This is a genomic window from Streptomyces ortus (genome assembly GCF_026341275.1).
GTDB classification, from domain to species: Bacteria; Actinomycetota; Actinomycetes; order Streptomycetales; family Streptomycetaceae; genus Streptomyces; species Streptomyces ortus.
The window spans coordinates 4,845,539-4,869,714 of the sequence record NZ_JAIFZO010000002.1 but is presented as its reverse complement, the minus strand read 5'-3'; the positions used below and the strand labels follow the sequence as shown (position 1 = coordinate 4,869,714).

Sequence of the window (24,176 nt, the reverse complement as noted above, 5' to 3'; positions counted from 1 at the left end):
TCAGCCCGTCCGGCGTTCGAGGACGAGCGCGGAGCGCGATCAGGGGGCGAGGGCGCAGCCCCTCGCGGTGACGGGATGGGCTGGGGCGGCGGGGGCGGGGGCGGGGGCGGATAACCCCTTTACCACCGTGGGATACTGGTCCGATCCATACCCACGAGGAGAACGGCACCCACCCCATGCCCCCGGTCACGTCCCTCACCGCCCACGTCCACCAGCGCCTCACGACCGCCCTCACGGCAACCCTGCCGGAGACCGCGGACGCGGACCCGCTGCTGCGACGCAGCGACAGGGCGGACTTCCAGGCCAACGGAATCCTCGCCCTGGCGAAGAAGGCGAAGGCCAACCCCAGGGACCTCGCGACCAAGGTCGTCGACCAGGTCGTCACGGGTGACCTGATCAAGGACATCGAGGTCTCGGGCCCCGGCTTCCTGAACATCACCCTCACGGACCGGGCGATCACGGAGACCCTCGCGGCCCGCGCCACGGACCCGGCGGACCGCCTCGGCGTGCCGCTCGCCGCGCACCCGGGCACGACGGTCATCGACTACGCCCAGCCGAACGTGGCGAAGGAGATGCACGTAGGCCACCTGCGCTCCGCGGTGATCGGGGACGCGGTCGTGCGGATCCTGGAGTTCGTCGGCGAGAGCGTCGTCAGGCGGCACCACATCGGCGACTGGGGCACCCAGTTCGGCATGCTCATCCAGTACCTGGACGAGCACCCGCACGAACTGGACCGCGAAGCCACCGCGGACGGTGCCGCCGAGACGGGCGAGGAGGCGATGTCGAACCTCAACCGCCTCTACAAGGCGGCGCGCACGCACTTCGACTCCGACGAGGAGTTCAAGACGCGGGCCCGCCGCAGGGTGGTCGACCTGCAGGCGGGCGACCCGCACACCCTCGCCACCTGGCAGCGGTTCGTGGACGAGTCGAAGGTCTACTTCTTCTCGGTCTTCGAGAAGCTGGACATGGAGATCCGGGACGCGGACATCGTCGGCGAGTCGGGCTACAACGACATGCTGGACGAGACGTGCCGCCTCCTGGAGGAGTCGGGTGTCGCCGTCCGCTCCGAGGGCGCGCTGTGCGTGTTCTTCGACGACGTGAAGGGCCCGGACGGCAATCCCGTCCCGCTGATCGTGAAGAAGTCGGACGGCGGTTACGGCTACGCGGCGACCGACCTCTCCGCGATCAGGAACCGCGTCTTCGACCTGAAGGCGGACACCCTCCTGTACGTGGTCGACGCCCGCCAGTCGCTGCACTTCAAGATGGTCTTCGAGACGGCCCGCAGGGCGGGCTGGCTGAACGAGGAGACCAAGGCGCAGCAGCTGGCCTTCGGCACGGTCCTCGGCAAGGACGGCAAGCCGTTCAAGACGCGTGAGGGCGAGACGGTCCGGCTGGTGGACCTCCTGGACGAGGCGATCGACCGTGCCACGACGGTGGTCCGCGAGAAGGCCGCGAAGATGGGCCTCTCCGAGGAGGAGATCGTCGAGAACGGCCGGTTCGTCGGGGTCGGCGCCGTGAAGTACGCGGACCTGTCGACGTCGGCCGTGCGGGACTACAAGTTCGACCTGGACCAGATGGTGTCGCTGAACGGCGACACGAGCGTGTACCTCCAGTACGCGTACGCCCGTATCCAGTCGATCCTCCGCAAAGCCGGGGACGCGCGTCCGGTGGCCCACCCGGAGCTGGCGCTGGCTCCGGCGGAGCGTGCGCTGGGGCTGCACCTGGACCAGTTCGGCGAGCTGCTCCTGGACGTGGCCGCGGGATACGAGCCGCACAAGCTGGCCGCGTACCTGTACCAACTGGCGTCGCACCTGACGACGTTCTACGACCAGTGCCAGGTGCTGAGCGACGCGAACCCGCGGGAGGTCGTCGAGAACAGGCTGTTCCTCGTCGACCTGACGGCCCGCACGCTCCACCAGGGCATGGCGCTGCTCGGCATCAGGACCCCCGAGCGCCTCTAGGCCCTGTCGAAGCGCACACCGGGAGCGCCCGCCGACGCCCCGTCAGCACCCCTCACCACGACGTCCGTTCGGGTGAGGGGTTGCGGACGTCACGCAGGTCAAAGCGCTGGCCAAAGGTTGAGGTCTCGGGGCGCACCCCCCAGTATGCGAGGCTGCGGGGCCGCGGACCCCGAGTCCGGGGAACGCCTGAGCCCTGTCGAACCGCACGCTGGGAGCGCAATGAGCAGTGCACTGCCCTTCTCCATCCCTCCGGTCGGCCGGAGGGTGTGCGCCAGTCATGCTGCCACTCGTTGAGACCGGCGAGGAGCTGGACGCGGTCGTCCGCGACGAGGCCCTGCTGCGGCCGGCCGTGGCGGACCTGTGCGAGCGCCTCGGCCTGGTCCCCAAGCAGATGGTCCGCTACATCGAGGGCTCGCTCCCGGTGTACTCCATCGGCGCCGCGCACGTCCTGAAGCTGTTCCCCGCCTTCGAGAAGCTCGACGCCCGGCGCGAGGAGCGGATGCTCGGCCATGTGTACGGCAAACTGCCGGTCCCGACACCGCAGTTGTACTCGGCGGGCGCGTACAAGAACGGCTGGTCCTTCGTCCTGATGTCCCGGTTGCCCGGCATGGGTCTCGCGGAGGCGTGGCCGCGGATCCCGGCGGCGGACCAGGACCGTATCGTCACGGAGGCCGGTGAGACGCTCGCGGCACTGCACTCGCTGAGTGTCGGGGCACTCGCGGGTGTCGTCGGCCCGTCCGACTGGGGCCTGTTCGTCGACGCCCAGCGCGCGAACGCGGTGGAGCAGCAGCGCGAGACCGGCCTGCCGGAGGTCTGGCTCGACCAGATCCCGTGGTTCCTGAACTCGGTGCCGCTGCCCGCCCCTTCACGACGGGTGCTGCTGCACACCGAGTTCATGCGCGAGCACCTGACGGTGGACCCGGACGGCTGGCGGCTGACCGGCCTCTTCGACTTCGAGCCGGTGCTGGCCGGCCATCCCGCCTACGACTTCGTGAGCGTCGGCCTGTTCCTCACGTGCGGCCGGCCCCGGCTCCTGAAACGGTTCTACGAGGCTTACGGGCGCCCGCCGTTCGACCCGCACACGGTCATGGCGTACACGCTGCTGCACGTCTACAGCAACCTGTCCTCGTACTTGCGCGTACTGCCGAAGCCGCCCGAGCCGACGCTGGACTCGCTCGCGCGGACCTGGTTCGGCACCGACTGACGGCCCGCCCCGTCCCGCGCTCCGAGGCCGTTGTCAGTGGCGGGCTCTAGAGTCACGGACATGGCCACTCTTCCGAACCAGCTGCCGACGCTCGCGGCCGACCCGGCCGGCCGCTCGCTCGGTCTCGACCTCCCGCCCGGCGCCCTGCTCGACACGACGGTCGAGGGCTCCTGGGACGAACCACTGCTGTGGCGCGCCGACGCCCCGGCGGCGCCGGGCGACTGGCTGCGCCTCGCGTCCGCGCGCCGCACGGCGGGCCTGTGCCCGGTCCTGGTCGGCGGGCGCACGGGCAGCGAACCGCACCCGGACAAGTGGGAGTTGGACCCGGACCTCGCGTCCTATCCGGGCGACCACGACGCCGAGGAGGTCCTCGCGGACCTCTGGGAGGAGCACTCGGCCCAGGCGCAGGACGCCGACTGGCCCGGCCTCGCCGCGGCAGGCGTTGTGGACGTCGACCCGGACGTGTGGGCCGCCGAGGTGGCGGACGCGCTCGTGGGCGGCCCGAGTCGGCTGGAGGAGCCGCGCCTCGCGCTCGTCCCGGCCCGCCGCAGCGCGGACATCCCGGCCGCCATCGGCTGGTGCGGTCCGGTCGGTCTCACCGACGACGTGGCGGAGCTGTGCGCGGTCCTGCGTTCCTGGGAGGACCGATTCGGCGTCCGGGTCGTGGCACTCACCTACGACCAGCTGATCGTCTCCGTCGCGGCCCCGCCCAGGACCGCGGCCGAGGCGGAGGCGATAGCCGCCGAGCACTACGCGTTCTGCCCGGCCGACATCACCCAGGGCGGCCATGCCTCGCTGCGGGCGTATGCCGAGCGCGAGGTGCTGGGCGCACGCTCCTGGACCTTCTGGTGGGACTGACCGCCCGACCCCGCCGCCGCGCTCTCAGGGCTTGCGTCCGGTGCCCGCGTACACGTCGATGTCGGCGTCCGTCACATCGTTGATGTCCCGGTAGCGGACCTTCTCGATGCCGTCGAGGCCGCCGAAGTAACCCGCCTCGGGCTCCTCGGGCACGGGCGCCGCGTGGTCGGGCCGGGGACGCTCAGCCGCGCACGTCGGGCTCGTACGGGTCGCGCCCCCAGGCCGAGTCGCCGAGTGGAAAGTCGTAGGCGGGCCGCCCCACGTTCCCACTCGTCCGGAAGGGTTTGCCGTCGTCGTCGACGCGTACGGTCCCCTTCTTCCCCCCGCTCGACCACTCCAGCTCCAGATACCAGCTCACGTTGTACGTCCGGGCGTCCGCGAAGATGTAGAACACCTCGGGGTCGGACTCGCTCACCTTGTACGGGAAGTCGCGCTGTCCGGCCCGGGGCGAGGTGTCGGGTCGCCCGTCGTCGAGGTTCACGGCGAACGACGTGGTCTCCACCCCGCCCCCGCACCCGACGCCCATCGCGAAGTCGTTCCAGGCGAGCGGCGCGCTCTTGTCCACCACCCGCACATGCAGATCGTCCAGGACGACGGTGGCCTTCCCGCTGCCCTGGACGGTCAGCGCGAGCATCTGCTGCCCGGCGGCGACCCCGCCGAGCGCGTTGACCCATCCGCGCGCGTCGGGCTCACTCGGCGGCGGGGGCACCTTCTCGGGCTCACGGTCGATCAGATAGTGCTGACTGCACGGGCCGTCCCACTTGTACGGATTGACGGCGACGACGGGCGCGGTGGCCCCTGCCACGCCCCCGGCACCCGCCGCCCCGGCCCCTCCGCCACTCCGCGAGGCGGAGGGGGCCGCGGACACCGAGGAACGCGCCGAGCGCGAGGCGGACGGCGAAGCGGACTTGCCCTTCGCCCCGGCGGACGCGCCGGCGCGTGGACGGTCGTCGGCGGACGCGAGGGCCCCATCGGCCCGCTGGTCTCCGTCACCTCCGTCGCCCGCCACGACCCGCGCGACGAGCGCCACCGACACGACGGCGGCGGCCACGGCGGCACCGGCGAGCACAACGGTGCGCCGCCGTCGCGAGCCCGGAGAAGTAACCCGGGGAGAGACCAGCAGATCGTCGGGACCGGCCGCGCCCGGCGACTCCTCCCGCACCCCCTCGGAAGCGACCGCTGCCGGAGCCTCCACCGCAGCCGCAGGCTCCTCCCCGGCCGCGGCCTCACGCCCTGCCCCCGCAGCTCCTCCGCTCGGCCTCTGCCTACGCAGCGCGTCCGCGAGAACCCACCGCCGATGGAGCTCGACCAGTTCCTCGGGGGTCGCTCGGCACACCCGCGCGAGGCGCTCCACCGGGGCGTAGTCCGTCGGCACGGCATCCCCGTTGACGTACCGGTGCAGCGTGGACGCACTCATGTGCAGCCGCTTCCCCAACACCCCGTAACTGAGCCCGGACCGCTCCTTCAGCTGCCCCAACAGCTCACCGAACTCGTCCCCCGCCACCGACCGCACCTTTCTAGACGTCCCGGATCCACCGCGCGGGAACAGGTCGTGTCCCCCATCGGTGCGCACTCAACGCAGCTTCTGCGCGACCTCCGTCGCCCAGTACGTCAGGATGTTGCGCGCACCCGCCCGCTTGATGCCCGTCAGCGTCTCCAGGATCGCCCTGTCCCGGTCGATCCACCCCTTCTCCGCGGCGGCCTCGATCATCGAGTACTCCCCGGAGATCTGGTACGCGGCGACGGGCAGGTCCACGGCGTCCGCGACGCGCGCCAGGATGTCGAGGTAGGGCCCGGCGGGCTTCACCATGACCATGTCGGCGCCCTCCTCCACATCGAGCGCCAGCTCCCGCAGCGACTCACGCGCGTTCGCGGGGTCCTGCTGGTAGGTCTTCCGGTCGCCCTTCAGCGACGACCCGACGGCCTCCCGGAAGGGGCCGTAGAACGCGGAGGAGTACTTGACGGCGTAGGCGAGCACCGCCACGTCCTCGCGCCCGATCTGATCGAGAGCGTCACGGACGACCCCGACCTGCCCGTCCATCATCCCGCTGGGCCCCACGACATGCGCCCCCGCGTCGGCCTGCACCTGAGCCATCTCGGCGTACCGCTCCAGGGTGGCGTCGTTGTCGACCCGCCCCTCCGCGTCCAGCACCCCGCAGTGCCCGTGATCGGTGGTCTCGTCGAGACACAGATCGGACATCACCAGCAGCTCGTCCCCGACCTCGCTGCGCACATCCCGAAGGGCGACCTGCAGAATCCCGTCAGGGTCGGTCCCGGCCGTCCCCACGGCATCCTTCTTCGACTCCTCCGGCACTCCGAACAGCATGATCCCGGAGATCCCCGCGGCCACCGCCTCGGCGGCGGCCTTCTTCAGACTGTCCCGGGTGTGCTGCACGACCCCCGGCATGGCCGCGATCGGCACAGGCTCGGTCACCCCTTCCCGCACGAAGGCGGGAAGGATGAAGTCGGCGGGGTGCAGCCGGGTCTCGGCCACCATGCGCCGCATCACAGAACTGCCCCGCAACCGCCGAGGCCGCGTACCAGGGAAGGATCCGTAGCTCGTCATACATCCACGCTACGCCCGCCCCGGAACCACCTTTACCGACGCCCAGTCGGAGCCAGCACAGCCACGCAACGGGAGCGGGCCGTGCCGGTACGTCGGGTCCGTCGCATAGGGCTCCTGCAAAAAACCCCACACTTCCAGGCATACGGCAGTACACCCGGAAGGCGACGGACCCGACGTACCGGCACGGCCCCGACCCCACCCCGAAACCGGTGGACGCACCGACGAAAACGGCGCGCACCTACGTGGTGGTACGCCTCCGACGGGACCCCGGCCGCCGCTCGCTGGGCCGGGTGACCGGGTCACCCGCCTCGACCGCGGAGGCCCGCCGCCGAAGCCCGAACTCCGCCAGCGCCTCGGCCAGCCGATGCACGGACGGCTCGGGCGACATGACATCGACGCGCAACCCGTGTTCTTCGGCGGTCTTGGCCGTAGCGGGCCCGATACACGCGATCACAGTCACATTGTGAGGCTTTCCGGCAATACCCACCAGATTCCGCACCGTGCTGGACGAGGTGAAGAGAACGGCATCAAACCCGCCCCCCTTGATCGCCTCACGAGTATCCGCAGGCGGCGGCGAAGCCCTCACCGTCCGATAGGCGGTGACGTCGTCGACCTCCCACCCGAGCTCGATCAACCCGGCCACCAACGTCTCGGTGGCGATGTCGGCCCGAGGCAGGAAAACCCGGTCGATCGGATCGAAAACGGGGTCATAGGGCGGCCAGTCCTCGAGCAGCCCCGCGGCGGACTGCTCCCCACTGGGCACCAGATCGGGCTTGACCCCGAAAGCGATCAACGCCTTCGCGGTCTGCTCACCCACAGCAGCCACCTTGATCCCCGCGAAGGCACGCGCATCGAGCCCGTACTCCTCGAACTTCTCCCGCACGGCCTTGACGGCGTTCACCGAGGTGAAGGCGATCCACTCGTACCGCCCGGTGACGAGCCCCTTGACCGCCCGCTCCATCTGCTGAGGCGTACGCGGCGGCTCGACAGCAATCGTGGGCACCTCGTGCGGCACGGCCCCGTACGACCGCAGCTGGTCGGAGAGCGACGCCGCCTGCTCCTTCGTACGCGGCACGAGCACCTTCCAGCCGAACAGCGGCTTGGACTCGAACCACGAGAGCTGCTCACGCTGAGCGGCGGAGGAACGCTCACCGACCACGGCTATCACCGGCCGGCCGCCCTCGGGAGAGGGCAGCACCTTGGCCTGCTTCAGCGTCTGCGCGATGGTGCCGAGCGTCGCGCACCAGGTCCGCTGGCGCGTGGTGGTACCGGCGACGGTGACGGTCATCGGCGTATCGGGCTTACGTCCGGCGGCGACAAGCTCCCCAGCCGCCGCACCCACGGAGTCGAGAGCGGCGGAGACGACCACGGTCCCGTCCGACGCCCCGACCTCGGCCCAGCACCGCGCGGACGCGGTACGGGCGTCGACGAACCGCACGTCCGCACCCTCGGCGTCCCGCAACGGCACACCCGCGTACGCGGGCACACCCACGGCGGCGGCGACACCCGGCACGACCTCGAAAGGCACACCCGCCGCGGCGCAGGCGAGCATCTCGCCGGCCGCGTACGCGTCGAGCCCGGGGTCGCCCGAGACCGCACGGACGACCCGCCTGCCACCCCTCGCGGCCTCCATGACAATATTGGCCGCGTCCTTCGACGCGGGGACGCCAGAGGTGGCTGACGTGCCGTCAACTACCTTCAGCTGAGGCGTGTCCGGGCTCGCGCCCGTATCGGTGTCGAGCACGGTGACGTTTCGTCTGGCGTGCGTGCGGACGACGTCGAGCACTTCGGGTTCGGCGACCAGGACATCAGCGTTCCCCAGCGCCTCCACGGCGCGCAGAGTCAGCAGTCCCGGATCACCGGGTCCGGCACCGAGGAAGGTGACGTGCCCGTGTTCGAGGCCGATGGGAAGGGTGGTGGGGCTCAATGTACTCGCTCCCCCATCAGACCGGCCGCGCCCTTGGCAAGCATCTCGGCAGCGAGTTCACGGCCGAGCGCCATTGCTTGGTCATGTGTCTCGGGCACGGGACCGGTGGTGGACAACTGCACCAGCGTCGAGCCGTCGGTCGTGCCGACGACGCCGCGCAGGCGCAATTCCTTGACAGTCTGCCCGTCGGCCAGAAAGTCGGCGAAGGCACCCACAGGTGCGCTGCAACCGGCTTCCAGGGCGGCGAGCAGGGAGCGCTCGGCGGTCACGGCGGCCCGGGTGTACGGGTCGTCGAGCTCGGCGAGCGCGGCGACGAGGTCCGCGTTGTCCGCGGCGCACTCGATCGCGAGGGCCCCCTGGCCGGGGGCGGGCAAAATTGTGTCGACCGGCAGGAAGTCGGTCACCTCACCGGTCCGTCCGACGCGCTGCAGCCCGGCGGCGGCGAGCACGACGCCGTCCAGCTCCCCGGCTCGCACGAACCCGATGCGCGTATCGATGTTCCCGCGGATCGGAACGGTCTCGATCGTCAGCCCGAGGTCACGCGCGTACGCGTTCAGCTGGGCCATGCGACGCGGCGAGCCGGTACCGATCCGCGCGCCGTCCGGAAGCTCGGCGAACGTCAGACCGTCGCGTGCGACCAGTACGTCACGGACGTCCGCGCGGACGGGTACGGCGGCCAGCGCGAGCTCGTCGGGCTGCCCGGTCGGCAGGTCCTTGAGGGAGTGCACCGCGAAGTCGACCTCCCCGCGCAGCAGCGCGTCGCGCAGGGCGGTCACGAAGACGCCCGTGCCGCCGATCTGCGCGAGGTGCTCACGGGACGTGTCCCCGTAGGTCGTGATCTCCACGAGCTCGACGGGCCGTCCGGTCACCTGGCTCACGGCGTCCGCCACCTGCCCGGACTGGGCCATGGCGAGTCTGCTCCGCCTGGTCCCGAGCCTCAGTGCCTGCTCAGTCATGCTCGCCCTCTGTTTTCGGCGCTCTCGAAGTTGTCGCTGTCGGCGTCCCGGCCCGCGGCCCGCGAAACGGCGGCGACCGTCTCCTGGTCCAGGTCGAACAGGGTCCGCAGCGCGTCCGCGTACCCGGCACCGCCGGGCTCGGCGGCCAGCTGCTTGACCCGTACGGTCGGCGCGTGGAGCAGCTTGTCCACGACGCGTCGCACGGTCTGGGTGATCTCGCTGCGCTGCTTGTCGTCGAGGCCGGGCAGCCGTCCGTCGAGCCGGGCGATCTCGCCCGCGACGACGTCGGCCGCCATCGTGCGCAGCGCCACGACGGTCGGGGTGATGTGCGCGGCCCGCAGCGCGGCGCCGAAGGCGGCGACCTCGTCGGCGACGATCCGTCGCACCTGGTCCACGTCGGCGGCCATCGGCGCGTCCGCGGACGCCTCGGCGAGGGACTCGATGTCCACCAGCCGCACCCCGGGCAGCCGGTGCGCGGCGGCGTCGATGTCACGGGGCATGGCGAGGTCGAGCAGCGAGAGCACGGGGGTGGGCCGGGGCACCTCGGCGACGGGCTCGGGCCGGCGCCGCTCGGGCACCCGTCCGAGGAGGGTCGCCGCGGCGGCGAGCGCGGTGATGACCTCGGCCTCGGCGGCCGGGTCGAGCAGCGCGACGGAGCCGCTCTGGCCCTCGGCGGCCGTCGCCGACACACCCTTGTCCACCCAGGCGGCGTGCTGTTCCAGTTCGGCCGCGCCCATCCCGGCCACGGCGGCCTCGCCGAGCACGGAGAACCCGGCGGTGGCCTGCACGCTCTGCACACCCTGTGCGCTCTGCGCGGCGGCGGGGTCGAGGGGACAGTTCTCCTCGGTGCCGACGCTGGTGGGCGGCAGTTCACCCCGTACGACGGCCGCGTCACCCGTACCGCGCACACCGGCACCCGGGCCGGCCGGAGCGGGACCGGGCACGCGGACCGCACGCCCCTCCATCGCGGTCGCGACGACCTCGGCGGGGAGCACGAGACCGGTCGCACCGGTGCACGACACCACGACGTCGGCACGTGTCAGTTCCTCGGCCACCGCGTCGATCGGCACGGCACGGGCCGGCACACCGGTGCCGCCCTCCTCCGCCGCACCGCGCGCGTACTGCTCCACGAGGAGCGTGGCGAGCCGCTCGGCCCGGTCGAACGTCCGGTTGGCGACGACCACCTCGGCCACGCCCGCGCGCGCCAGGGTGGCGGCGGCCAGCGAGGACATCGAACCGGCGCCGATCACGAGGACCCGCTTGTCCCGGGCCCAGGCGTCGACCGTCGCGTCCCCGGCGAACTGCTCGAGGCCGAAGGTCACCAGGGACTGCCCGGCCCGGTCGATGCCGGTCTCGGAGTGAGCGCGCTTGCCGACCCGCAGCGCCTGCTGGAACAGGTCGTTCAGCAGCCGGCCGGCCGAGTGCAGTTCCTGCGAGGTGGCGAGCGCGTCCTTGATCTGGCCGAGGATCTGCCCCTCGCCGACCACCATCGAGTCGAGCCCGCAGGCCACCGAGAACAGATGGTGGACGGCCCGGTCCTCGTAATGCACGTACAGATAAGGGGTGAGCTCTTCCAGACCGACCCCGCTGTGCTGCGCGAGCAGCGTGGAGAGCTCGGCGACACCGGCGTGGAACTTGTCCACGTCGGCGTACAGCTCGATCCGGTTGCAGGTGGCGAGCACCGCGGCCTCGGCGGCCGGTTCGGCGGCGACCGTGTCCTGGAGCAGCTTGACCTGGGCGTCCGCGGACAGCGCGGCGCGCTCCAGGACGCTGACCGGAGCGCTGCGGTGGCTCAGCCCGACGACGAGGAGACTCATGCCGGCATCACGGCGGGGACGTCCCCGTCGGGCCCTTTCCCGGCCTCCTTGGCCGCCGCGGCCTCGGCCGCGAGCACGGCGTCGGCCTGCGCCTCGGCCTCCTCGCCGGCCTTGCGCTGCTCGTGGAAGGCGAGGATCTGCAGCTCGATGGAGAGGTCGACCTTGCGTACGTCGACGCCGTCCGGCACGGACAGCACGGTCGGCGCGAAGTTCAGGATGGAGGTCACACCGGCGGCGACGAGCCGCTCGCAGACCTGCTGCGCGGCCCCGGCGGGGGTCGCGATGACACCGATCGACACACCGTTGTCGTCGATGATCTTTTCCAGCTCGTCGGTGTGCTGCACGGGGATCCCGGCGACGGGCTTGCCGGCCATCGCGGGATCGGCGTCGATGAGCGCCGCGACCCGGAACCCACGGGAGGCGAACCCGCCGTAGTTGGCGAGGGCCGCGCCGAGATTCCCTATCCCGACGATGACCACGGGCCAGTCCTGGGTGAGCCCCAGCTCACGGGAGATCTGGTAGACGAGGTATTCGACGTCGTAGCCGACACCGCGCGTCCCGTACGACCCGAGGTACGAGAAGTCCTTGCGCAGCTTGGCGGAGTTGACCCCCGCCGCGGCCGCGAGTTCCTCGGAGGAGACCGTGGGTACCGAGCGCTCCGACAGAGCGGTGAGGGCCCGGAGATACAGGGGAAGCCTGGCGACGGTGGCCTCGGGAATCCCTCGGCTGCGGGTCGCCGTTCGGTGAGTTCGGCCAGTTGCCACGGTGCTCCTGCGGGTAGCGCGGGGCTTCAGGCGGTCACACGTTCCTGGACCGCCCCGTCGAATGCAGGCTATGTCTTTGTGAACGCGTGCACAAAGATGGTGTCCGATTTGCCCGGGCAACGTGACCGGGGTCACGCACCCCCGGCGCACCCGTACGGAACCGGCGCACACGCACCTTCGTTCCTCGCATCTTGGGGGCAAAACCGCACACTCTCCTCTACGATCCCCGCCCCCGAGTCCGAATCGCCCTCGATCCTAAGTGACATTCCGGCCCGACCGGACTGCTCAGTCAGGCCACGGTCCGATTACTCTCGCGCCCCACCGGCCTCCCCTACGCAGTCAGCGCCCGCCGCAACCGCGCCTCGTCCACCCGCCAGAAGGTGTGCTGCGCCCCGTCCACCAGCACGACCGGGATCTGCTCCCAGTACTCCCGGTGCAGCTCCGCGTCCTCGGTGATGTCCTTCTTCTCCCACCGCACCCCGAGCTCACCGCAGACCTTCTCCACAACACTCTGTGCGTCTTCACACAAATGACAGCCGGGCTTCCCAATCAACGTAACGACCCGCTCCACCCGCCCACCTCACCCAAAAAGAGACCCTCATCCCCCCATTCTCCGCCCACCCCAATCTTTAAGGGGCGCGGGGAACGGCGCAGTCTTTCAGGGGCGCGGGGAACGGCGCACGCCCACCCCGGCCAGGCCGCCCACCTCCAGACCTACGCCGACCGCAAGCTCCCGGGGCACGGCCAACGCCGCAATCTTTCAGGGGCGCGGGGAACTGCGCAGTCTTTTAGGGGCGCGGGGAACTGCGCACGCTCACCCCGGCCAGGCCGCACACCTCCAGGCCTACGCCGACCGCAAGCCCCCGCCCCCACACTCGGCGAAGCCCAAGCCCCCGCAACAACAACGCCGCAAAGAGTTCACCGCATCCAAACCTCCCGACTCCAGCCACCCCGAACAAACTGGCTATGCTCACGCCATGGCCGCTCTCGGATGGCTCACCCCCCGCAGGCGCTCCGCCACAGCGCGAAGCGTGCTGGCAGGCGAGGCCTCGGCTGAGGCAGCGCGCAAGACCTCCCAGGAGCTGGAAGAACTCGCAGCCGCCCCCGGAGCCGCCGAACCGGACTTCCCGGTCCACGGCGACGACCAGGCCGCCGCGTTCTTCGACCTGGACAACACCGTGATGCAGGGCGCCGCGATCTTCCACTTCGGCCGCGGCCTGTACAAACGCAGGTTCTTCGAGTCCCGCGACCTGTACCGCTTCGCCTGGCAGCAGGCCTGGTTCCGGCTGGCCGGCGTCGAGGACCCCGAGCACATGCAGGACGCCCGCGACTCCGCCCTGTCCATCGTCAAGGGCCACCGCGTCGCCGAACTGATGTCGATCGGCGAGGAGATCTACGACGAGTACATGGCCGAGCGCATCTGGCCCGGCACCCGCGCCCTGGCCCAGGCCCACCTGGACGCGGGCCAGAAGGTGTGGCTCGTCACGGCGGCCCCCGTCGAGATCGCCACGGTGATCGCCCGCCGCCTCGGCCTGACCGGCGCCCTCGGCACGGTCGCGGAGTCGGTGGACGGCGTCTACACCGGCAAGCTCGTCGGTGAACCCCTGCACGGCCCCGCGAAGGCGGAGGCGGTCCGCGCCCTGGCCACCGCGGAGGGCCTGGACCTCGGCCGCTGCGCCGCCTACAGCGACTCCCACAACGACATCCCGATGCTGTCGCTGGTCGGGCACCCCTACGCCATCAACCCGGACGCCAAGCTGCGCAAGCACGCCCGCACGCTCGACTGGCGGCTGCGCGACTACCGCACGGGCCGCAAGGCCGCGAAGGTCGGCATCCCGGCCGCCGCCGGGGTCGGCGCGGTCGCCGGCGGCACGGCCGCGGCCATCGCCCTGCACCGCCGCCGCCGCTAGTACGCGCCCCCCCCGCCTCCCGTGTCCCCCGCGTCCTCCGCGGGGGACACAGCTGTCCCGTTGACGGCACCCGGCCACAACACGCCCCGGACTCAGACGGAACGCGAACCGAATCGATCAACAAGCGGTCACTATCCGGCACTTGATCAGGTGTCATTCGGATACAGAAGCGACGTAATCGATGATTTGAGCAACTGGGTGTAGCACTGCCTGTACGAAGCGTTATTCTCCTCAGACGCATAACGGACCCCACTCTTCGCTACGACGGGTGAACGGTCCGGTACTGCACGTGATGGAAGCTCTGCCTCTGGGAGTCCCGTGTACCCACACGTCGGGGTTGACGCCTCGGGCCTGGCTACGCTGCGCGCAACGGTCCTGGACCGCTTGCGCGGCTTCGTCCCCACCGCGTACGCCGTCCCCGCCCTCGCTGTCTCCGTCGCGCCCGTCGGTCCGTGCTACGCACTGGCCGAGGGAAGCGCGGCGGTCGGCAGACGAGGACGTTCGAGCGCGCCAGCCACCCCCGCACGCCGCCCGGCCGCCGACAGTGACAGCGCCCGGATGATGGATCTCGTGGAGCGCGCACAGGCCGGTGAGGCCGAGGCCTTCGGCCGGCTCTACGACCAGTACAGCGACACTGTGTACCGCTACATCTACTACCGCGTCGGCGGAAAGGCGACCGCGGAAGACCTGACGAGCGAGACGTTCCTGCGCGCACTGCGCCGCATCGGGACGTTCACCTGGCAGGGCCGTGACTTCGGCGCCTGGCTGGTCACCATCGCCCGCAACCTCGTCGCGGACCACTTCAAGTCGAGCCGGTTCCGGCTCGAAGTGACCACCGGCGAGATGCTCGACGCGAACGAGGTCGAGCGCTCCCCCGAGGACTCCGTCCTGGAGTCCCTCTCGAACGCGGCGCTGCTGGACGCCGTTCGCCGCCTCAACCCGCAGCAGCAGGAGTGCGTGACCCTGCGTTTCCTCCAGGGCCTTTCGGTCGCCGAGACCGCCCGCGTCATGGGCAAGAACGAGGGCGCGATCAAGACCCTCCAGTACCGGGCGGTGCGCACGCTGGCCCGGCTCCTCCCGGAAGACGCCCGCTGAGACCCCGTACGCCGCAGGCTCGATGCCACGCGGCCGGCCCGACGGACCGGCCCCGGCACGACACCGGTACGACCCCGTACGAATCCATACGCTCAGCGACGACCAACTCACCCTCCGTGAAAGTCCGTTGACTTCGCGGTCCGATCATCCGTCGTCCGTAACCCAAGTGCCGAGCCGCTCGTTGTGCGGGATACAGGCTCCCTGTGGTCACACCCTGGCCGTCTTCGATCACCCGATCGAGTCGTCGTGGTCAGGGGGTGTGACCCTCAGGACCCCCTGGGGAGCCGACCGTCATGACGAGAGGAGGTGCCGCCAGTGATCGCGAACGTATCGGCGCACCGGCGGACGAACGCCTTCGCCCAGGCCCTGGAGGAGCAGTCCGACAGGGGCACGGCGGCCGAGCAGTCCGAAGGGCCTGCTCCGGCTGTCGCGGACCGGTCCGAGCAGAGCCGGATGCTGTCCCTGGCGACCGGCCTCGGTGAGCTGCCCAAACCCCAGCTGGACCCCGAGGTCAAGGTCGTCCAGCGGGCCCAGCTGGTGGCCGCCATGGAGGCCATGCTGCTGGAGGGCACGGCCGCGGGAGGCGACACGACAGGCCTTTCGGTCCCCGAGCAACGGTCCCATCGGGGCAGGGGCGCGCACAGGGCGACCGGACTGGGGAAACTGCGGCCCCGTTCCCGGCTGTCGAAAGGGCTCGCCGCGGGCGGACTCACCGTGGGTGTGGCAGCCGGAGCCTTCAGCGGGGTCGCCGCTGCCAGCTCCGACGCCCTGCCCGGTGACTCGCTCTACGGGCTCAAGCGCGGAATGGAGGACCTCAAGCTGGGCATGGCCGACGGCAGCAGCGACCGCGGCGAGCTCTATCTCGACCAGGCCTCCAACCGGCTGAGCGAGGCGCGCCGCCTGATGGAGCGCGGTCGCTCGGGCCCCCTGGACCACGAGTCCCTGGGCGAGATCAGGCGCGCGCTGTTCGGTATGCAGCACGACGCCGCCGAGGGCCACCGCCTGCTGCACGAGGCCTATGCGCGGGACCCGGACTCCCTGGGCCCCATCCAGACGCTCTCCGCCTTCTCGCAGTCGCACCGCGACGCCTGGGGCGCCCTGCGCGACCGGCTGCCCGTGCAGCTCGGCGATGTCAGCCGGCAGGTCAGCTCGGTCTTCGACGCCATAGACGAAGAGGTCGAGCCGCTGCGCGCCCTGCTCCCGCAGCCGCCCGCACCGGCGGGTACCGGCCGCCATCGCGGCCCGAGTTCCGACTCCCCCGGCTCCTCGGGGTCGGACCGCTCGGTCCCGCCCAGCGCCTCGGGCGGCGACGCGTCCGACGGCGCCGGCACCGGGACGGGCAGCGGCAAGCCCAAGCCGTCCACGTCCAGGACGGAGGACGACGGTCTGCTCGGCGGCAGCACCGGTGGCCTCCTCGACCCGCCCGAGGACGACAGCAGCGCCTCCCCGTCAGGCAAGGACGCCCCGACCCCCGAGCCGGATGTGACCCTGCCGCCCCTCCTCCCGGGCTTGCTCCCGGGCCTGGGCATCGACAGCGAGGACGCGGACTAGATCGCGCCGATACGAAGGCGGGGGCGCCCCTTTCCACAAGGGGCGCCCCCGCTCGCGTGCGCAGCGGTCAGAAGAACACCGAACGGCGCTGCACCAGCAGCTTGTAGAGCGTGTGCTGGATCTGCTCCCTGACCTGGTCCGTCAGGTTGAACATCAGCATCGGGTCCTCGGCCGCCTCCGGCGGATAGCCGTCCGTGCGGATCGGCTCACCGAACTGGATCGTCCACTTCGTCGGCAGCGGCACCGCGCCCAGCGGACCGAGCCACGGGAACGTCGGCGTGATCGGGAAGTACGGGAATCCGAGCAGCCGCGCGAGGGTCTTCGCGTTGCCGATCATCGGGTAGATCTCCTCCGCGCCCACGATGGAGCACGGGATGATCGGCGTGCCCTGGCGCAGCGCGGTCGACACGAACCCGCCGCGCCCGAAGCGCTGCAGCTTGTAGCGCTCACTGAACGGCTTGCCGATGCCCTTGAAGCCCTCCGGCATCACCCCGACCAGTTCACCGCGCCGCAGCAGCCGTTCGGCGTCCTCCGCGCACGCGAGGGTGTGACCGGCCTTGCGCGCCAGCTCGTTGACCACGGGCAGCATGAAGACCAGGTCGGCCGCGAGCAGCCGCAGATGCCGGTTGTCGGGATGGTTGTCGTGGACGGCGACCTGCATCATCAGGCCGTCCAGCGGCAGCGTCCCGGAGTGGTTGGCGACGATCAGCGCCCCGCCCTCGGACGGGATGTTCTCGATGCCCTTCACCTCGACGCGGAAGTACTTCTCGTAGAGGGGGCGCACCATCGACATCAGGACCTGCTCGGTGAGCTCCTGGTCGTAACCGAAGTCGTCGACCTCGTAGTCACCGGTCAGGCGCCGCCGCAGGAACGACAGACCGCCGGCGATCCGCTGTTCCCAGCCGTCACCGCGGGAGCCCTCCACGGCGGCCTCTCCGGCCGCCGGGTCAGCGGGCGATCCGGCGGCCGGTTCCTCACGCGTCACAGGAACATCATCCTGCGGAATCGTTCGTGCGGGCAGGGGCTGGACCCCGTGAACCGCCGCGGGCTCGCCCTTGCGCCTGCTCCCCGCGCCCCGGCGCCGGGCGGGCCGTTGTACGGCACTCCCGCGGGACCGGTCGTCGTCGAACGGAATGACCTTGGCGTCCGCCATCGTTGATGCGCTCCTCGGTTGGCGCTCAGTTGGCGCTCTGCGTCGGGGGGTGGCCACCGCCCAGTGCGGGCAGTGCGGCGATCCGCTCGACGGCCCCCGCGAGGGCCTCGGGCGGCAGCAGTCCGGGGCCCCGGCTGCGGGCGAAGTCCGCGAACGTCTCCGCCGTCGTGAATTTCGGCCGGTATCCGAGCGTCTCGCGCATCTGGTTCGTCGCCACGACCCGGCCGTGCGTGAGCAGCCTCAGCTGCTCGGGCGAGAAGTCCGTCATGCCCACCGTACGCAGTGCCGAGCCCACCCAGCTGATCGCGGGCATCAGCAGCGGGACCGTGGGCCGGCCCAGCCTGCGCGCGCACTGCGAGAGCAGCAGGACGCCGTCGCCGGTGATGTTGAACGTGCCGCTGTTGAGCGTGCCCCGCTCCGGCTCGTGCGAGGCGATCCGCAGGACGTCGATCACGTCGTCCTCGTGCACGAACTGCAGCCGCGGGTCGTAGCCGAGGACGGTCGGCAGCACAGGCAGCGAGAAGTACGCGGCGAGCGGGGTGTCCGCGCCCGGCCCGAGGATGTTGGCGAACCGCAGCACGCACACGGCGACGTCGGGCCGCCGCCGCGCGAACCCTCGTACGTACCCCTCGACCTCGACCGTGTCCTTCGCGAAGCCGCCGCTGGGCAGCGACTTGGGCGAGGTCGTCTCGGTGAAGACGGCCGGATCACGGGGCGCCGAGCCGTAGACGTTCGTACTCGACTTCACGACCAGGCGCTTGACCGTCGGCGACTTCTGGCAGGCACCGAGCAGCTGCATGGTGCCGATGACGTTGGTCTCCTTGACCGTGGTCCGGCTGCCGCTGCCCAGCGGGGTGCCCGTCACGTCCATGTGCACCACCGTGTCCACGGAGTGCTCGGCCAGCAGTCTCGCGATGGTGGGCTGCCTTATGTCGGCGCGTACGAAATCCGCTCCGCCCAGGTGGTGCTCGGGTGCGACCGCGTCCACGGCGATCACCCGGTCCACTTCGGGGTCACGCTGGATCCGTCGTACGAACCGGCCCCCCAGCTGACGGGCCACTCCGGTCACGAGCACGACCTTCCCCAAGATCAGCGCCTTCCTTCCAGCCGTCGACGACATCTGCTCGTACTCTGCCGTGTTCCCCGTGACGGTCACGTTAGCGGGTCGGTGTTGCGCTGTGATGACTGCCCGATGCACGAGGTGACCGCACCCGCGGACATACGATCAGACCAAGCCATTCATCGCACGGAACGTACGCTCAGACATACGCACGGTGTTCGTACCGCCGGACACGGAGGGGCTGTTCGGCCCGCCCGGCGCACACGACTGTGGCCCCCCACCGACCGGTGGGGGGCCACAGAGCGCACTGTCGCGGTGTCACCCACACCCCGCTTGCGCGGGTGGGCGAGCGCCGCAGGTCGCGACTACTTCTTGTTGCGTCGCTGAACGCGAGTGCGCTTGAGCAGCTTGCGGTGCTTCTTCTTGGCCATCCGCTTACGCCGCTTCTTGATAACAGAGCCCACGACTACCCTCGCTCACTTCTCTTTACTCGTTGCTGGGCTGCATGGGCCCACACGACTTATGAGGGGCCAGCCTACCCGCCTGAGCGCCAGAGGTTGTAATCGAGGGGTTCCGGACGACATCCCGGGGCCGCGATCAAGCACCCCGGGACCTCCCCCGGACCGCCGTCAGGCTGTCTCCACCCCCACGTAGGACTCGCGAAGGTATTCGTGAACCGCTTGCTCCGGGACGCGGAAGGACCTCCCCACCCGGATCGCGGGCAGATGACCGCTGTGCACCAAGCGGTACACGGTCATCTTCGACACTCGCATCACCGAGGCGACTTCCGCCACGGTAAGGAACTGAACCTCGTTCAGAGGCCTCTCGCCAGCAGCCATGACACACCTGAACCTTCCGCACTCGACGGTCGCCGGCTTCCCCTTCCGGTGACACTTCGTCGTTGCGTGCTCACTCCCCAGAGTAGGGGCGGGTGATGCGAGTGGGGAAGAGGAGCCCCCATCGGCGGCCTACTGTGACAGACACGCTCGATTGATTACATAGCGAGTAAGCGGTCGGTAGTAATCAGACCGCACAGCGTCATCAAGTGGAACGACGACGGACACCCGCCCCTCTGCCTCGCCGACGAACAGCGCCGGATCATCGGTGTCACCCAGGCCGATGGCCTCGAACCCCAGCTGACCTGCTCCGCAGACCCACCCGTGGTCTCCCACCACGAGGTCCGGAAGCGGTCCGCCGGCCTCCGCGGCGGCAGCCAGAGCGGTACGAACCGGGAGGGGGGAGTGTGTGTGCGCGCCGGTCCCGCGACCGGCGCCCCGCGCCCCGGGTTCGCGCACCAGCGCGACTCCTCGTACGTAGTCAAGGTTGTACGTGCGTAGGCCGAACCGGGTCGTTATGTCGACACAGTTGCCATGCGCGGGGGTGAGGACGGTACATCCGGCCGCCGACAGAACGTCCGCGAGAGCGGCGTAGAAGCCGAGCAGGCGGTGCGGATGTCCGGTGCCGAACAGCACGGAGGAACGGTTCCGCGCGGCTTCCGCAAGGCGCTCCGCGAAGGCGTCGAGCGCCCTGAGCGTGCGATCGGGATCGATCACATCGGGCCCAGAGGTATGCCGTGAATCAGCCGATACGCCACATTTCTCCGCCATCAGAGCGATCAGATCGGACTGCTTCCAGTCCCCTTCGGGATCGAGTCCGATCGTCACTCGCGGATCCCGAGCGGCGAACAGCCGATAACTCCTGAGACTCACCTCCCGAGAGGTGGCCACAGCCCCGGCCAGCCCCACAGCCAGCAGATGCGCCCGCAACGCCCCGGTACTCACCACCCCCCGATGCTCCCGCACACACCACACCCCCACGCCCAAAACGACGGGAGCACCCCACAGTTGGCGTAACGGGGGCCAGCCCCCGAACCCCCGGTCCTCAAACGCCGGACGGGCTGAAGGAGGCTCATCTTCAGCCCGTCCGGCGTTTGAGGACGAGCGCGAAGCGCGATCAGGGGGCGAGGGGCGCAGCCCCATGCAGTGACGGGAAGGGTAGGGGCGGCGGGGGCGAAAACCCCTAGGCCAACAACCCCCGCAGGGGAAACACCGCCCGCCGAGCGGCCAACACGGCCTGATCCACCCGATCCGCGGGGTCATACCCCGCCTCCCACCCCACGAACGACACAGGCCACCGCCCATCAGTCATCCGCACGGGCCCCAACTGCCGCGTACGAGCAAAAACCTCCGCCCGCCAACTCTCAGGAATCACGGACTCCGGCGCCACCTCCCGCCCCGCGGCGATGGCCACAAGATGCGTCCAGGACCGCGGCACCACGTCCACCACCGCATACCCGCCCCCACCGAGCGCGACCCACCGCCCCCCGGCGTACTCGTGCGCCAGCTCATGGCACGCCACCTGCACAGCCCGCTGCGCGTCCAGCGACACGGCCAGATGCGCGAGCGGATCCTCGAAGTGCGTATCGGCCCCGTGCTGGGTGACGAGCACCTGCGGCCGGAAGTCGGCGATCAGCTCGGGCACCACGGAGTGGAAGGCCCGCAGCCACCCCGCGTCCCCGGTCCCCGCCGGCAGCGCCACATTCACGGCGGAGCCCTCCGCTCCTGCGGCCCCGGTCTCCTCGGGCCACCCCGTCTGCGGGAACAGCGTCCGCGGATGCTCGTGCAACGACACGGTCAGCACCCGCGGGTCCTCCCAGAACGCCGCCTGCACACCGTCCCCGTGATGCACGTCCACATCCACGTACGCGACCCGCTCGGCCCCCAGTTCCAGCAGCCTGGCGATGGCCAGCGAGGCGTCGTTGTAGATACAGAACCCGGACGCGCCGCCCGGCATCGCGTGGTGCAGCCCGCCCGCGAAGTTCACGGCGTGCAGCGCGTCACCCCGCCAGACGGCCTCGGCGGCGCCCACCGACTGGCCGGCGATCAGCGCGGACACCTCGTGCATCCCGGCGAACGCGGGATCGTCCATGGTCCCGAGCCCGTACGCCGCGTCGGCCGTCCCGGGATCCACGGAGGCGGCTTTGACCGCCTCGACGTAGTCCTCCCGGTGGACCAGCCGCAGGGTGGAGTCACCGGCGGGCTTGGCCGCGACGACCTCCACCTCCCGGTCGAGCCCGAAGGCGTCGACCAGGCGCCGGGTCAGTGCCAGCCGGACCGGATCCATCGGATGATCCGGACCGAAGTCATAGTCCGTTACTGCCTCGTCCCACATCAGCTGTGCGCGGCCGCTCATGTCCGTCACCGTATCGGGAAGGTCCAGAAGCGAACGACCGGGCGTAGAACAGTGTCACGAGCACCAACGCCATCGGTACGAGCATCGCGCCCCGATAGCTCCACGCATCACCCAGAGCACCCACCAGGGGCGAACCGATCAGAAACCCCACATAGTTGAAGATGTTCAGTCGCGCGACGGCCACGTCCGCCGCCCCGGGGAACAGCCTGCCCGCCGCCGCGAAGGTCTGCGGCACGATCACACACAGTCCGAACCCGACAAGCGTGAAGCCGAGCATCCCGACCCAGGCTCCAGGCGCCACCGCCACGACCGCGAAGCCGGCCGCCGCGACCACCGCCCCCACCCGCACGACCGCCACGGCCCCGAACCGCCGCACCCCGAAGTCCCCCACGGCCCGCCCGAGCAGTGTGGTGACCATATAGACGTTGTACGGAACGGTCGCCAACTGCTCCGAACTGCCGAGCACGTCCTGCAGATACTTGGCACTCCAGTTGGAGACGGTCGAGTCACCGATGTACGCGATGGCCATCACCAGACACAGCGGCAGCAGCAGCTTGAACCCCACACCCGCCCCACCGGCCCCGCCGGCTCCTCCGGCCGCGTCCGACGCCTGGGGTCCCGCCTGGGCCCCCTTCTGGCCGCTCCCGTCGACGTACCACCGGCTCGCCACCAACGCGGCGGGCAGCAGCACCAGCACGGCGGGCAGATACGAAACGAAGAGCGCCAGATCCCAGTGCGCCCCCGCCCACGCGAGCGAGGCACCGACGATCCCGCCCAGACTGAACGCGGCGTGGAACCCGAGCATGATGCTGCGCCCGTATGTGTGCTGGAGGCTCACGCCAAGCATGTTCATGGACGCGTCGAGGGCTCCGACGGCCAGTCCGAACGCGGCGAGGGCGAGTCCCAGCTGCCACAGCCCGTCCCCGGCTCCGACCCCCAGCAGCGCGAGCAGCACGACCGGCTGGGCCCAGCGCAGTACGTGACTCGGCGGCACCCGCTTCACCAGGTGCTCGGTGCAGACGCTCCCGACGCCGGCGAGGATCGGTACGGCGGCGAGGAAGGCGGGCAGCAGCCCGTCGGACACGTCGTACCGGTCCTGGATCGCCGGGATACGCGTCACGAGCAGAGCGAAGGCGACGCCCTGGGCGAAGAAGCTGAACGCCAAGGAAGCCCGGCCACGCCGCAGCACATCTGTCATGGCGGCTCAGCGTAGGGCTCAGGCTTACTCGTGGGTAGAGAAACTAGAAGATGAATTCTGCTCAGCTTCGGCGGTGGGTCAGCTCTGGAGGGGTTGGAGAAGTTCCAGGAGCTCGCCCATATCTGCGAAGAGCCGGTCGGCGTCCGCCAGCCGTTCGGCCGGCGTCATCGCCGTGAAGCCGTACACGTCCATCCCGGCCGCGCGGGCCGCCCGCACCCCGAGCGGACTGTCCTCCACCACAAGGCACTTCTCCGGGGGCACTCCCATCCTCTCGGCCGCGTACAGGAACAGGTCCGGCGCGGGCTTCCCGCGCCCGACATCCTGCGAACTGAAGACGCGCCCGTCGTCGAACCACCGGTCGAGGCCGGTCTTGCGATGCCCCACCCGGATCCGCTCATGACTCCCGGACGACGCCACACAGTACGGAATCCCGTCCGCGGCCAGCTTCTCCAGGACCTCCACGACCCCCGGAACCGGCTCCAGCTCCCGCTCGAAGGCGGCGAACACCCGCCGATGAAAGACATCGTCGAAATCCTCGGGCAACCGCTCCCCGGTCCGCTCGGCAACCAGATCGTGTACGCGATGCATGGCGGCCCCCATGTAGTCACGCAGGGAGTCCTCGTACGAGGTGGGGTGCCCCAGCTCGGTCAGATACGCGGCGAGCAGGGTGTTGGAGAGGGGCTCGCTGTCCACGAGGACACCGTCGTTGTCGAAGATCACCAGGTCATAGCGCATGACACCGACCCTAAGCCGATCCGAAAGCGGCCGAACGCAAAAAAGCCCCCGCACCGAAGTGCGGGGGCTTTTCCGTAATATTTGTTCGGCGGCGTCCTACTCTCCCACAGGGTCCCCCCTGCAGTACCATCGGCGCTGTAAGGCTTAGCTTCCGGGTTCGGAATGTAACCGGGCGTTTCCCTCACGCTATGACCACCGAAACACTATGAAACTCTCAAACTGCGGCACC

Annotated in this window: 21 protein-coding genes, 1 rRNA gene and 1 pseudogene; 6 read left to right on the top strand and 17 right to left on the bottom strand. The window is 70.3% G+C overall.

Annotation, left to right across the window (positions count from 1 at the left end; all coding sequences use genetic code 11):
* The first annotated feature begins 176 nt into the window (after positions 1-176).
* The 3 genes from argS to K3769_RS24865 all read left to right on the top strand — a co-directional run bounded on the left by argS (position 177) and on the right by K3769_RS24865 (position 4,023).
* A complete protein-coding gene (gene argS, locus K3769_RS24875; protein ID WP_267028549.1) occupies positions 177-1,961 on the top strand; it encodes an arginine--tRNA ligase in 1,785 nt (594 codons plus the stop codon).
* A 277-nt stretch (positions 1,962-2,238) separates the two neighbouring features.
* A complete protein-coding gene (locus K3769_RS24870; protein WP_267028548.1) occupies positions 2,239-3,165 on the top strand; it encodes a phosphotransferase family protein in 927 nt (308 codons plus the stop codon).
* Between the two features lie 60 nt (positions 3,166-3,225).
* The gene (locus K3769_RS24865; RefSeq protein WP_267028547.1) at positions 3,226-4,023 is read left to right on the top strand and encodes a DUF4253 domain-containing protein; all 798 of its coding nucleotides are present in this window, start codon (positions 3,226-3,228) and stop codon (positions 4,021-4,023) included.
* A 24-nt stretch (positions 4,024-4,047) separates the two neighbouring features.
* Here the strand turns inward: K3769_RS24865 and K3769_RS24860 are convergent.
* From K3769_RS24860 to K3769_RS24825, 8 genes and pseudogenes are all read right to left on the bottom strand, one after another.
* A pseudogene (locus K3769_RS24860) lies at positions 4,048-4,197 on the bottom strand (SAM-dependent methyltransferase); the annotation flags it as partial.
* A 7-nt stretch (positions 4,198-4,204) separates the two neighbouring features.
* Positions 4,205-5,527 carry a helix-turn-helix domain-containing protein gene (locus K3769_RS24855; protein ID WP_267028546.1) on the bottom strand — a complete coding sequence of 441 codons (1,323 nt, stop codon included), beginning with the start codon at positions 5,525-5,527 and terminating at the stop codon, positions 4,205-4,207.
* A 69-nt stretch (positions 5,528-5,596) separates the two neighbouring features.
* Positions 5,597-6,589, bottom strand: a complete 993-nt coding sequence (gene hemB, locus K3769_RS24850; RefSeq protein WP_267028545.1) for a porphobilinogen synthase — start codon at positions 6,587-6,589, stop codon at positions 5,597-5,599.
* 238 nt (positions 6,590-6,827) lie between these two features.
* Positions 6,828-8,516 (bottom strand): bifunctional uroporphyrinogen-III C-methyltransferase/uroporphyrinogen-III synthase, encoded by a 1,689-nt coding sequence (locus tag K3769_RS24845; RefSeq protein ID WP_267028544.1) that lies wholly within the window; start codon positions 8,514-8,516, stop codon positions 6,828-6,830.
* Entirely contained in the window at positions 8,513-9,472 is a 960-nt protein-coding gene (hemC, locus tag K3769_RS24840) for a hydroxymethylbilane synthase (RefSeq protein ID WP_267028543.1), read from the bottom strand. Before hemC ends, K3769_RS24845 begins: the two co-directional genes overlap by 4 nt.
* Positions 9,469-11,289: a glutamyl-tRNA reductase gene (locus K3769_RS24835; protein WP_267028542.1), complete on the bottom strand. Its 1,821-nt coding sequence runs from the start codon at positions 11,287-11,289 to the stop codon at positions 9,469-9,471. Before K3769_RS24835 ends, hemC begins: the two co-directional genes overlap by 4 nt.
* Complete coding sequence (locus K3769_RS24830) at positions 11,286-12,053, bottom strand: redox-sensing transcriptional repressor Rex (protein ID WP_210881859.1); 768 nt, start codon at positions 12,051-12,053, stop codon at positions 11,286-11,288. The genes K3769_RS24835 and K3769_RS24830 overlap by 4 nt, the downstream gene beginning before the upstream one ends.
* 331 nt (positions 12,054-12,384) lie before the next feature.
* Complete coding sequence (locus tag K3769_RS24825; RefSeq protein ID WP_267028541.1) at positions 12,385-12,624, bottom strand: glutaredoxin family protein; 240 nt, start codon at positions 12,622-12,624, stop codon at positions 12,385-12,387.
* A 406-nt stretch (positions 12,625-13,030) separates the two neighbouring features.
* Between K3769_RS24825 and K3769_RS24820 the strand changes: the two genes are divergently transcribed.
* From K3769_RS24820 to K3769_RS24810, 3 genes are all read left to right on the top strand, one after another.
* Positions 13,031-13,963: an HAD family hydrolase gene (locus K3769_RS24820; RefSeq protein WP_267028540.1), complete on the top strand. Its 933-nt coding sequence runs from the start codon at positions 13,031-13,033 to the stop codon at positions 13,961-13,963.
* Between the two features lie 318 nt (positions 13,964-14,281).
* Positions 14,282-15,058, top strand: a complete 777-nt coding sequence (locus K3769_RS24815) for an ECF subfamily RNA polymerase sigma factor, BldN family (protein WP_107020822.1) — start codon at positions 14,282-14,284, stop codon at positions 15,056-15,058.
* A 315-nt stretch (positions 15,059-15,373) separates the two neighbouring features.
* Positions 15,374-16,609, top strand: coding sequence for a DUF5667 domain-containing protein (locus tag K3769_RS24810; RefSeq protein WP_267028539.1), 1,236 nt, complete (start codon positions 15,374-15,376; stop codon positions 16,607-16,609).
* 67 nt (positions 16,610-16,676) lie between these two features.
* Here the strand turns inward: K3769_RS24810 and K3769_RS24805 are convergent, their stop codons facing one another.
* The 9 genes from K3769_RS24805 to rrf all read right to left on the bottom strand — a co-directional run bounded on the left by K3769_RS24805 (position 16,677) and on the right by rrf (position 24,147).
* Entirely contained in the window at positions 16,677-17,762 is a 1,086-nt protein-coding gene (locus K3769_RS24805; protein ID WP_267028538.1) for a lysophospholipid acyltransferase family protein, read from the bottom strand.
* A 25-nt stretch (positions 17,763-17,787) separates the two neighbouring features.
* Entirely contained in the window at positions 17,788-18,849 is a 1,062-nt protein-coding gene (locus tag K3769_RS24800) for an NAD-dependent epimerase/dehydratase family protein (RefSeq protein ID WP_267028537.1), read from the bottom strand.
* Between the two features lie 338 nt (positions 18,850-19,187).
* Entirely contained in the window at positions 19,188-19,286 is a 99-nt protein-coding gene (locus K3769_RS24795; protein WP_003948845.1) for a 30S ribosomal protein bS22, read from the bottom strand.
* A gap of 165 nt (positions 19,287-19,451) precedes the next feature.
* Positions 19,452-19,661 (bottom strand): helix-turn-helix domain-containing protein, encoded by a 210-nt coding sequence (locus tag K3769_RS24790; protein ID WP_093781815.1) that lies wholly within the window; start codon positions 19,659-19,661, stop codon positions 19,452-19,454.
* Between the two features lie 129 nt (positions 19,662-19,790).
* Positions 19,791-20,606, bottom strand: a complete 816-nt coding sequence (locus K3769_RS24785) for a phosphatase (protein WP_267028536.1) — start codon at positions 20,604-20,606, stop codon at positions 19,791-19,793.
* Between the two features lie 235 nt (positions 20,607-20,841).
* Positions 20,842-22,014 carry an acetoin utilization protein AcuC gene (locus K3769_RS24780; RefSeq protein ID WP_267028535.1) on the bottom strand — a complete coding sequence of 391 codons (1,173 nt, stop codon included), beginning with the start codon at positions 22,012-22,014 and terminating at the stop codon, positions 20,842-20,844.
* Positions 21,965-23,212: an MFS transporter gene (locus tag K3769_RS24775; RefSeq protein ID WP_267028534.1), complete on the bottom strand. Its 1,248-nt coding sequence runs from the start codon at positions 23,210-23,212 to the stop codon at positions 21,965-21,967. Before K3769_RS24775 ends, K3769_RS24780 begins: the two co-directional genes overlap by 50 nt.
* Before the next feature lie 78 nt (positions 23,213-23,290).
* Positions 23,291-23,947 carry an HAD family hydrolase gene (locus K3769_RS24770; RefSeq protein WP_267028533.1) on the bottom strand — a complete coding sequence of 219 codons (657 nt, stop codon included), beginning with the start codon at positions 23,945-23,947 and terminating at the stop codon, positions 23,291-23,293.
* Positions 23,948-24,030: 83 nt separating this feature from the next.
* A 5S ribosomal RNA gene (gene rrf, locus K3769_RS24765) occupies positions 24,031-24,147 on the bottom strand.
* Positions 24,148-24,176: the final 29 nt, after the last annotated feature.